Annotated in this window: 8 protein-coding genes and 1 pseudogene; 6 read left to right on the top strand and 3 right to left on the bottom strand. The window is 34.6% G+C overall.

The genetic code is table 11. The features are described from left to right. Positions 1-83: 83 nt before the first annotated feature. The 4 genes from LIZ98_RS14880 to LIZ98_RS14865 all read left to right on the top strand — a co-directional run bounded on the left by LIZ98_RS14880 (position 84) and on the right by LIZ98_RS14865 (position 5,211). The gene (locus tag LIZ98_RS14880; protein WP_227140099.1) at positions 84-1,751 is read left to right on the top strand and encodes a DUF262 domain-containing protein; all 1,668 of its coding nucleotides are present in this window, start codon (positions 84-86) and stop codon (positions 1,749-1,751) included. 39 nt (positions 1,752-1,790) lie between these two features. Then, the gene (locus LIZ98_RS14875; protein ID WP_095142620.1) at positions 1,791-2,735 is read left to right on the top strand and encodes a hypothetical protein; all 945 of its coding nucleotides are present in this window, start codon (positions 1,791-1,793) and stop codon (positions 2,733-2,735) included. 555 nt (positions 2,736-3,290) lie between these two features. Beyond that, entirely contained in the window at positions 3,291-3,644 is a 354-nt protein-coding gene (locus tag LIZ98_RS14870) for a hypothetical protein (RefSeq protein ID WP_227140100.1), read from the top strand. A 298-nt stretch (positions 3,645-3,942) separates the two neighbouring features. Further along, a complete protein-coding gene (locus LIZ98_RS14865) occupies positions 3,943-5,211 on the top strand; it encodes a hypothetical protein (protein ID WP_227140101.1) in 1,269 nt (422 codons plus the stop codon). A 492-nt stretch (positions 5,212-5,703) separates the two neighbouring features. On the opposite strand, the gene LIZ98_RS14860 is transcribed toward LIZ98_RS14865, so the two are convergent. Both LIZ98_RS14860 and LIZ98_RS14855 read right to left on the bottom strand, forming a co-directional pair. Next, positions 5,704-7,239, bottom strand: coding sequence for a multicopper oxidase family protein (locus tag LIZ98_RS14860; protein WP_041845294.1), 1,536 nt, complete (start codon positions 7,237-7,239; stop codon positions 5,704-5,706). A gap of 509 nt (positions 7,240-7,748) precedes the next feature. After that, positions 7,749-8,729, bottom strand: coding sequence for an SDR family oxidoreductase (locus LIZ98_RS14855; protein WP_034768472.1), 981 nt, complete (start codon positions 8,727-8,729; stop codon positions 7,749-7,751). Between the two features lie 348 nt (positions 8,730-9,077). On the opposite strand from LIZ98_RS14855, the gene LIZ98_RS14850 reads away from it, so the two are divergent. After that, a complete protein-coding gene (locus tag LIZ98_RS14850) occupies positions 9,078-9,611 on the top strand; it encodes a dihydrofolate reductase family protein (RefSeq protein WP_227203113.1) in 534 nt (177 codons plus the stop codon). A gap of 550 nt (positions 9,612-10,161) precedes the next feature. Here the strand turns inward: LIZ98_RS14850 and LIZ98_RS14845 are convergent. Further along, the gene (locus LIZ98_RS14845; protein WP_227140103.1) at positions 10,162-10,896 is read right to left on the bottom strand and encodes a type II toxin-antitoxin system prevent-host-death family antitoxin; all 735 of its coding nucleotides are present in this window, start codon (positions 10,894-10,896) and stop codon (positions 10,162-10,164) included. 205 nt (positions 10,897-11,101) lie between these two features. Between LIZ98_RS14845 and LIZ98_RS14840 the strand changes: the two are divergent. Continuing rightward, positions 11,102-11,578 (top strand): annotated as a pseudogene (locus LIZ98_RS14840) (GNAT family N-acetyltransferase); the annotation flags it as partial. Positions 11,579-11,629: the final 51 nt, after the last annotated feature.

Here is an 11,629-nt window from a genome sequence, read left to right as displayed (position 1 = left end):
CAATTTTAACAAGAGGTGCTGTTGATTTATATGCGTTGTTTGAATGGGGGCTTACTTAGTAACTATGCAAAGGAGTTTTTTGAATGGGAAGCGGAAAAATAGATTCAGATAAAAAGGTTTTACAGAAAATTTTTTCACCAGATTTTTGGTTTTTAATTCCAGAATATCAACGCTCATATGTATGGCAAACTGAAAATATCATTGATCTCATTGATGATTTATACTATGCATTTACTTATAAAAATGAAAATGAATATTTTCTAGGTTCTCTTGTACTAAAAAGAACAGACAATGATGAATTTGATGAATATGAAGTGCTAGACGGACAACAACGTCTTACTACATTCTTTCTGATGTTTGCGGTTTTAAGAGATTTACTAGAAAATCCTTCATATAAAGATACTCTACAACAAAAGATTTATCAAAGAGCAGATGAATTACTTATGATACCAGAAAGACAACGCATTACATATCAAATTCGGGATGATGTAGAAGGCTTTATAAAGAAATATGTTATTGAAGAGAATGGTACTAGTTTAATTGATGATTTAAAAGGAGAACGGGAAAAGGATAATATATCGATTTCAAACATGGCAAATGCTTTATTAGTTCTAAGGGAACAACTGCAGGAAAAGGATAATTTAGATAAGTTTGTCCAATTTATTTTAAACAAGGCACTACTTATTTATGTTTCAACAGATAATACTGAGGATGCATTTCGAATGTTTACGATTTTAAATGATCGTGGAATTCCATTAACAAGTGCTGATATTTTAAAATCCATGAATATTGGTCATCTAAATAATGATAAAGATATTAAGAAGTATGCAAAATACTGGGAAGAAATAGAAGGTAGATTTGGAGAAGGTTTTGATCGTTTTTTTAATTTCATAAGAACAATTATTGTTAAGGAAAAAGCAAGGTCTAATTTACTTGATGAATTTGAAGAAAAAATTTATAAGCTAGGTAAACTTAAAAAAGGTCATGATACATTGGAGTTTATCAAACAGTATGACGAAGTGTATCAAAATGTAATAGAGCTGGAAGATAACGAATTAAGTAATCAATTCAAAAACCTTATTACAATCATGAAAATTGGGCTTCGGTCAGAGGATTGGATTCCAGCCATAATGTTTTATTATGCAAAATTTAAACATCAAAAATTAGATGAGTTCTTAAAGAAATTAGAATTTAAATTTGTTGGTGATTGGGTAGTAGGTGTTAATCCAACTCCGCGACTTGAAGCAATGAATACCATTTTAAAGGCTATACAAAAAGCAAATAATCCAGATGAACTATTGGAAAACAAAGATATATTTAAAATTGACCTAGATGAATTTAAAAGAAATATAAGCAGTGATATTTATAAAAAACAGTATGCAAAGTATCTTTTGTTGAAAATAGAATACTTAAAGAGTGACAATACCGTTCACTTATCAGGATATAAAAATATTAGTGTGGAACATATTTTACCACAACATCCTAATTCTGAAAGTCAATGGACTAAGGACTTTACAGAAGAGGAACATAAATTCTGGGTAGATAAAATTGCGAATCTCGTATTAATCAATAAGAGGAAAAACAGTTCTTTAAGTAATCTGGATTTTATTGAGAAAAAGAAACGTTATTTAAATGGTCGTATTGATGTATTTCGTGCAAATAAAGTATTTATTGACCAGAAAAATGAATGGACACCAGAAGTTCTTAGGAAACGGGAAAATGAGATTGTTGAAATGTTAATCAAAAACTAGGCAATTTTTAACCTGTTTACTTATGTGGGAGGTAATTATGTGTCTCAGGGCAATCAGAAAAACCTAGTTCAGTTTTGCCTTGAACTTGGTTCTGTTGTTAACGAAATACTTGATGGTAGCGATGAATTGTTGTCTGCCCTTGAAGAACTTTTTGATTTATACCAACCAAGATCACGCGAAGAGGCAAAAGATTTTTATGATATTAGATTTAAATTGCCAGATTCTGTCGGTTTACTATGTGGTATTCAACAAATAATAATTCCAGATGACGACGAATTTTATGATTCAGTGGCACCGTTAAGTGATACTGCCCTTGATGTTGCCCAACGTATGGTAAGTGCTAGTGTAATAATCAATGATATCATTACCATGTATTTCGAACCTCATGAATATGATATGTATATTCATTTATACCTTGCAATGCTGGAACCTATATCTAACAACATTTCCTATATGCGTAGTAAATTGGAAGAACTTTATAAGGAAACTAGCAAAAAATGGCCAGACCTAATAGTATCAGACTATGACACAGATCAGGAAGAAGATCTAGTTCTACCCGGAGATGTAGAAAGCTTTCAAATTATGAGAGACATCCTTGTCAAAACCTTTATGGAATATACTAAGGAACATGAATCAGAACGAATTTCTGAATTTTTTATGGCAATTCAAGATTACCTTGAAGCCTTTGCAAATGGAGTCGAACCTGAGCAGGAATTCGATTTTGGTTTTGTTTATAAAACAAGAGACTACCCTCATGAGGTTAGATATGTAGATTTCCATTTTGAACTAGGGGTGCTTCAAGTGTCATCTGGTGGTACTGTTTTTACTGAATATATAGGAAGCGATAGTTACACTGATTGGATTTATAGTATAGGGCTAAATGGTAGGGATGAAGGGAATTACGATTATCAGTTTATGACAGTACTTGAATTAGTTCGATCCGGCGCAAAGTTAACTATTGCAGAACCAGACGAGTATTTTTGATTACGAAGAGATGAATAACAAAAGTAAATAAGAAGCTCGTTATTCAAAAAATATTTATGTTCTTTCACTTACATCCTTGTAATGAAAATAATCTACTCATGGCTATAATGTAGATACTTTCTTTGTGTTTTATTCAATTTAAAATAGACGATTCAATAAAAATTATTGGAATTAATGATTAATTTTAATGCATAAGAGTTTACAAGTTCTAAAATAGTAACGGGAAGATTAAATTTTGTATAAGCGGATATAATAATTATTGTCGATGAATTGCAACAAGGACATTAAAAAGAAAAAGGATTTATAGATCGAAGCTATCTTTCGGTAATGTGAGTAGTATTATTATAATTTATTCGGTAAAGTAAGTATCGAGGTATCCTTCGATGCTTGCTTTACCGAATTTTATTGTTAAGAATCCATTGATAACAAAGGGTTTCAGTAGTTCATAGATTTTACACATTAAGGTCTTTAGCCAAATGCTCGGTAAAGTAAGCAGCAATAAGATAATTTTTTCGATAAAGTGAGCAGTGGAAATTTAAAATGGAGGTATTGGAGATGAGAGATCCGAAACGGATTCCAAGAATTTTAGCGCTTTTGTTCAAGATATGGGAGCAACAACCGGATTTACGATTTAATCAGTTAGTTCAAAACCTACAATCCATATATTCACAGCAAAATAATAATTTTGGTAAAAGAAATTTCTATGAAAAGAATGGGGAGATTACTTACCAGAATTATTATATAGATTTATTTTACTTGGAGGATGACCAGTGGGAACAATTTTTAAGAGATTATTGGTCGGAAATCGAAGCAGAGTTGCAAGAGAGAGAAAAGCAAATTACTCCTGAAGTAATAGATGATATTGTCGAACTATTTATTGAAGCATTTAGTATTTCATCTTCAATTTGATCAATGAACCTTTCTTTTTCTGCCAATTTATTCTTAACCTCTCTAGAGTCTTTAAGTTTCTTATATTTCGACAAAATATTGTCGTTTTTTTCTGTTAAGTAAAATATAATAAATTATGAATATATTTATGTAACTTAGGATGCAATATATGTGAAATTTGATAGATATTATTTTTTAATTCAATAACTTTGAAAGGTGCGTTCTTTCATAAAGGTCTTTTTATATTAAAACAATATGTTGAGTGGTCAGATTTTTGTTGGCTGTAGGATAGATGTAGCAATGAGAGGAGAAAACCGTAATGGAATATTTCATAATAGGGATTATCGTTGTTATTGCTGCTGTGGGTGTTCTTATTTATCGGAAACGAAAACAGCAAAGCGAAACAAGCGAAAATGCTATAATTACAAAACAGAAGTCTAATCTTGCCAACTCAGAACAAGTTAATGAAACAATGAATCAGCTCATGATTCAATTAGAGCAGTTGCCAGCTGAATCAATAAATGATTCTAAGCTGATGAAGATAACTGATAGCAAGCTATTAGCACGAGTTAATAATCTGGTACCAGAGTTGTTTCAAGCGGGAAATGCCGCAGTTAATGCAGTGCAAGCTGCTCAAGCAAACACGCAAGTGTTATACCAAGCAATTATCCCTGCAGGAGCAAAACTTGCTGACTCAAAAGATATGGCCGGTGCTGTTCGTGGTTTTTATCATGGAGCTGAAGGTGTGAAAGGACACGCAAATCTTGTTGAAGTACAACGAAATGCCAATGTTGCTGCAAATGTAGCATCATCAGCAATGAATGTGGCGTCAATGGTTGTCGGTCAATATTATATGTCACAAATTGATGCAGAGCTTGGTGAAATTAACGCTAAAATTACTAAAATTTCGGATTTTCAAGATAATGAATATAAAAGTAAGGTATTTGCGCTTGTAGCACAAATTCAAAAGATGGCAAAGTTCCAAATAGATATTCTTGATAATGATGAACTAAGACTTACCGAAATTGATAATATTAATAGATGGGAGCAAGAGTGTATTCAGCTCTTGGGACAAGCCAACCTTACCATTGCAGGATTTGCAAAGAAAAAAGACCTTGATTATAAGCAATACGAAAAAGAACTTGCAGAGGCACAAAACTGGTTTGTTTATCAAGAAACATTGATGCAAGTATTGATAAAAATTGCTGAATTAAAACACACATTATATCTTGGCGCAGTTACAAGAGAACAGTGTTTCGCATTGCTTCCTACATATTCAAAGCAAGTTCAAAGCGCATTAGACCAGTTAAGCAGATGGCATCAAACTCAGGTTGAAAAGCTTAAAATAAACGTTAATGAAAATAGCAGAAAAAGAACGGGATTAGATGGAGTTATTTATTTTATTCCGGGCTTGATAAACGAAGAGAAAAAGTTCCGTTCTGTTTCTGATATCACTGTAAAAAAGATTGTTGAGCAGACAAATGGATATGTACCTCAAAACTTTGATTTGATAGATTTATTCCAAAAAGATGTGAAAATCATTGCAAAAGACGGAAAGTTGTATTATCTTCCGCAAAATACACCATAAACATTAACAACTTGCAATCGGAAAAACAGAGACAGTATTATTTCGGATGAAGATAAGTTATATCTATCGAAATGGCACGACGATCAGAATATCATGAAAATGTAATAGTCAGATATATTCAAACAGGAAAAATAATAGAAAAAAGCAAAGGTTATTTACGTAGACTACCCAATAACGTGTATTGGAAAATCTAATATGATAATAATTGTTTATTTAGTGTTGTAAGGTAAACACTGCTACATCTTACAATTAACTGTCTGCGATTACCAATCAAGCCATGTTGAGTGCGTAGTATTGATGTCAAGGGTGGAGAAATAGGACTATTCAAAGCACTGAGAAATAAAGGGTTTTCTGACATTGCAGCCTTCTCTCGGGAATTTTGTCGAGAATGTTCATGTCAGGAAGCCCTTATTTTTATTCTTGGAGGAAACATATTGGATACATTAAGAAACGTCCCGGTGATTCAAGTTAATTTTGACAGGTCACTGCTTATTATCGGATAACAATATATGGTCTCATCATCTCATAATCCTCGTGCTCCAAAATATGACAGTGCCATATATATAACCCGGTAAATGGTCCGAACTCCATGATTATTCGAGTAACTTGCTTCGGATTAGCTCGAACGGTATCTTTCCATCCTCGTTCTTGTGGTTCCGGCGGCATTGCCGGACCTGTATATTCGATAACTTTCTCCTTGTTAAACTTATCAACATCGAAATTTCTTCGGTCAAGTATTTGAAAATCAATTAAGTGAAGATGAATTGGGTGTGAATCATCAGTTACGTTGATGAGGTACCATATTTCGGTTGTCCCTAATTTTGGGTTTTCTGATATGGGTGCATCCCATGGTTTATTGTCCAATAGCATCCATTCACGACCGTACTGATCCATATTATCATTTAATGTTAGGTATCTTATCCTCGTAACTGACTGTTCCTTTATTTTTGGAACAGGTACCATATAAGCCGGAATTGTACTAGTGTCAACACTTGATAAAGGAAGAGTTACTCTAAATTGCATCACTTGACCAACCGTTAATGGATCCGGTTTGTCACCCCCTGGAAAAGGAGCGGGGGCATCATTTGTCATGATAATATTCTTCCCTTCTAAATTGGTAAAATCAATGATCACATCTGCCCTTTCTGCAGGGGCTAACATGATTTCCCTGATACCAATTGGATATTCCAGCAACCCTCCATCAGTCGCAATTTGATACATAAATTGTCCAGAATCAAGCTTAATCCTATAGAAACGAGTGTTGGATGCGTTTAAAAGCCTAAAGCGGTATTTACGTGGTTCCACTTCTAAATAAGGCCATACTTTACCATTTACTAGAATCGTATCCCCAATAAATTCAGGAATAATAGACGTTTCTAATTCAGGAATCGGTTTTTCTGGTTGCTTTGGGTAGTAAAGAGAACCATCCTCATTAAATGTCTTGTCTTGTATCATAAGAGGAATCTCATATTTCCCACTCGGTAAATTCAATGAACGTTCCCGATTTTCTCTGATAAGATAAAATCCTGCTAAACCTGCATAAATATTTAGCCTCGTAATACCAATCGTATGGTCATGATACCATAAAGTGCAGGCATGATTACAATTATCATATCGATATATTTGCTTTCTAAAATAAGGCCCCACTTGTTTGAATCCCTTTGTAAACCAAGCCTCTGGGTAGCCATCGCTTTCCCATTCAACACAAGCACCGTGTACGTGTACGACTGTTCTTACATCAGGCACGTCCCAATGGGCACCATGAACCGTATAATCGATTGGAAAAAGATGCTTATCAGGAAGATTGTTAATCCATTTAATAAACACTTTTTCTCCACTTTCGACTTCAATTGTAGGTCCTGGATATCCATTTTCGTACCCCCAAACAGTTGAGTTATTTAACTGACTATGAAGTGATTGACTGAATTCAGTCATATTTACTTCGTAGTAAGTATAAAACTGATCTTTCCATCGAGGTTTTAAAATAGGTGGAATGGGCAGTTCGTCTACAAATTTAGAGAGAATCATAATTTGCCTCCTTGATTTAAAGGGTCGTTAATGCAAGAAATTTGCCACCCCATAGTTTTAGATTAATTGGAGACCTCTTTGCAGTGTCTTGACGAAGGGGTCCACCTTATATTGACCCACACACTAAATGACCTTGGATAAGCAAGTCATGGTTATCAAAATGTTTAATAATCGTGAGGACGACTGTAAAAAGTCGTTTTAAAACCGTTATCCTATTTCCTGATTAGTCTAAATAGAAAAATTGAAGGTTAGCATATTTGCGAACCCTAAGAAAAAATTAAATGGACTTCCACACTGTGTATAGAAGTCTTTTTGTCTGTTATTATTTAGATTATTGGATAATTCAGCTCGTAACTTGGGTAGCAATAGTATGGTGGTCTAAGTGCGATTTTAGACATTGGCCAGGAATCTTCCATATAGACCATCTTTACTTTTTCATTGGAATGGTTTACTAGCAATAGCTTTACTTCTGGATTAAATTCATATCTCAAAATGGTAACCTCCTTCCATTAGGAATGAGTGGATTCGCCCCCGTCAACATGAAGAACTTGACCAGTAACAAAACGAGAATCATCAGAAGCAAGATAGACATAGGTTGGTGCGAGTTCAAATGGATGGGCAACTCGTTCCATTGGATTAAATGCTCCATATACGGCGACTTGGTCTGACGAGAAACTTGCTGAAATAAGTGGAGTCCAAATTCGGCCGGGGGCGACGGCATTAACTCGGATCCCTTGTTTTACGACATTTTTAGCTAAGGCACGTGTCCAACCAACTATTGCGCCTTTTGTGGCAGTATAATCAATCATTTGCTGCTCACCTACATACGTCACCACTGAAGAAGTGCCAATGATTGAACTGCCTGGTTTTAAATAAGGAAGCGCTGCTCTTGTTGTGTAAAAATGAGAGTATATATTAACTTTGAAGGTGTCATCGAATTGTTCATCTGTAATGTCAAGCAGACTTAGTTGTTGGAATTGGATACCAACGTGGTTACAAAGAATATCGAGACGTCCAAACGTATTTACTGTTTGTTCTACAATGGAGATACACTGTTGTTTGTCTCGCAAGTCGCCAGGTAGTAGTAAACAACGTTGTCCGAGTTGTTCAATCCTCGTTTTTGTTCTGTTTGCATCCTCATGTTCATCTAAGTATGAAATGGCAACATTTGCTCCTTCTTTAGCAAACGCAATTGCTACAGCTGCACCAATACCACTGTCACCTCCTGTAATAAGTGCTACTTTTCCTGTTAACTTCCCACTCCCTTTATAGTTCGGGTTTTCGATAATTGGAAGGGGTACCATAAATTTTTCCACTCCGGGATGGCGTAGCTGGCGCTGTTCAGGTAAACTTATCGGAATTTCTTCGTAACGTGTTATTTTCCCATAGTTAGGGTACATGGGATAAGGATGAGTTTTCATATTCGCTTTAAACATTTGTTGCATTTGCTTTATTTGGTCTAATTGACGACTTTGATCCTTTTGATCCATGGAAACCTCCTATAGAAATGATTTTCTTTTATAGAATGTTTATGCTGTTCACTAAAAATAAAGTATAAAAATTGTGGAAAAAGTTGTTTGCTTTCGAAACATAAGCGTATTCTTCTTCAAAAGAGAGACCTTTTTTCTTTATTGAACTGACCTTTAGAACAAAGCGCTTTACTCAACATTCTACCCCTTTAACGGGTCAACTTATTGTTAATTAACAGTCTTTAATTGTGTTAGTATTATGTAAAATCTATATAGTTAAATGATGCGTCACAACAAAGCATTAAGTTATAATAAATATAGTATTTGATTAAGCGTCCCAATGTAAGAAAAAGTGAAGAGCGTGAGGGAGTGGATAGAAACATAATTCTCTATATTGCAGTGAGTTTAGACGGGTATATAGCAAGGACCAATGGAGCAGTTGACTGGCTAAGTGGTAGTAGTGGGGATCCAAATGTAGATTTAGGATTTGAGGAATTTTATAGTTCAATAGATACGGTTGTTATGGGTAGAACAACATATGAACAAGTTATTAATGAATTATCGCCCAATGTTTGGGTATATGAAGGTAAGAAATGTTATGTAGCAACAACAAAAAATTATGAACCTGATAGTAGGGCAGCGTATATATCAGAGGATATTACTGGGTTTATTAAAAATCTAAAAAAACAACAGGGGAAGGATATATGGCTTGTTGGCGGAGCAAAGTTAATTGATCAATTTATTAAACAAAACTTGGTAGATAAGTATATTATAACAATAATACCAACAATTTTGGGTGAAGGGATTCCTCTATTTTTAGGGGAAAATCCAGAAATTCAACTTAAACTTATTGGAACAAAAACGAATGATGGTATGGTTGAACTTATGTACGTGCAAAGATGATATTAAATCATCTTTTGATAGGAATGCAAAGTATTTAAAATCCATTAAAGAGGGTTACTTGAAAAAACTAGGTCTCATTTTAAAAGAAAAGCGAGGAGTATTATGGGCATTAACTATAAGCAGTGTCCAAAATGTGGATCTAAAAATACATTGAAAATTTTGTATGGTATGCCAACCAGGGAAGTTTTCCAAAAGCAGAAGCAGGAGAAATTAAACTAGGTGGATGCAGAAAAATAGTTGGTGGCCCAGAATACTACTGTAAAGATTGTGAGAGTGAATGGAATAAAGAACAGGCTGTTGATGCTGCTTATCATAAAATCAAGGGACTAAAAGCGTCATTTGGCGGTTACTTCGAAGGCTATTACCCCTGATTGGTTTTATTTTTTGATGATTTCAGCGGATATTCCGGCTACAATGACATTTGCGGGTGATGTTCCACTCCGGATAAAAATTTTAAAAAGCAGTCCTACATTTTTATTTAAAAAATGTAAAACATCCCATCTTCATTTGTTTTTTCAAGAAGATGGGGTTTTTGATAGGAAATATATGTTCATCTAAAAATACGCTGCACCGCTATTTGTAATTTCTCAAATAGATAAGATTGAACAATTTCGTTCTGTTTGAAGGTCGTGAATTCTTGAATATTTTGTTCTGCAAAAAGATACACAGTGACTTCCTTGTTGTCAGGATTCGCAATCCAATATTCCTTCACACCACAGGACATATAGAGATCGAGTTTCTTAATCAAGTCCTTTCTTCTTGTCCCCTTGGAAAGCACTTCAACAATTAATGTTGGAACCCCTTTGTAATAATCGTTGTCATCCAAATTTTCTTCCAGGTCACAAATCACCATTATATCCGGTTGCACGATATTGATTTGTTCTGGTGTTCTCCTGAGTTCAATATCATAGGGGGCAACTATTGGCGTGCAATTGCTTCCTTGAAAATAATTGTAGAAACTCCCGTAAATTTCCCCAACTGCTATTTGATGTGCAGTTTTTGGTGAGGCAAGTAAATAAATTTCCCCATCAATGTACTCGTATCTTTCATCGGAATCATGCCACAACTGCAAAAATTCCTCATAAGTAGCTTTCTTTCCATAGCCATATAATGGTGCATTTTCATGAACCTGATTTACTGCACGACCATGATCTTGAAGTTGATCATTCAAGGCGGTAAGTTTTGCAATTTCAGTACCATTGCGAGTGATAATAATATCTTCCTGTGCAGCTAACATTAAATACTTTCCAAAGTTATTTTGTAGTTCAGTGGAGTTGACCTTCAATTAAAAGCACCTCCAGCGTTAGTTAAAGTAGCTAATCTAGCTTATAATAATATACAATTAAGATGGCTATGTTTGCAAATGATGTGAAGGGAGTTCTGAAGCCAAAATGATGATAGAGTTCTGATAAACGAAACCTGTGACTCTTTTACAACGTATATATTAAGCGTATTTAATCATTCTTAACATGAAGATGGAGGTGGAAAAATTGGGATTTATTCAAATAACCAAAGGTAATATCGAAACCGAACATATATGCTGTGCTTTAGGGGCAAAACAGTATGAACATGCAGTTAGCGAGAAGAAAAAGTGGCTGACGGAACGAATGGATGAAGGGTTAGTTTTTTATCGTTTAGATGAACGTGCAAAAGTATTTATTGAGTACTTGCCCGCTGAGATGGCGTGGGTTCCTATTGAAGCACCGAATTATATGTATATTAACTGTTTATGGGTTTCAGGAAGACATAAAAATACTGGGTATGCCAAGCAACTGTTAGACTATTGCAGAAATGATGCCATTAACCGTGGGATGGATGGGATTGTACATATTGTAGGGAAGAAAAAATATCCGTATTTAAGTGACGGGCGTTTCTTTGAACATATAGGGTTTGAAATAGTAGACCAAGTAGAACCATATTTTCAATTAATGGCATTGACATGGAATAAACATGTTGTCCCTTCTTTTAACGGATTTCCGAAAGAAGTCTCCCATCCTCAAGGAATGTGCAGGGCGTAG

The sequence above is a fragment of the Caldibacillus sp. 210928-DFI.2.18 genome (assembly GCF_020554505.1).
In the GTDB taxonomy this organism is placed as follows: Bacteria; Bacillota; Bacilli; order Bacillales; family Caldibacillaceae; genus Caldifermentibacillus; species Caldifermentibacillus hisashii.
This window is presented reverse-complemented; position numbering and strand designations above follow the sequence as displayed.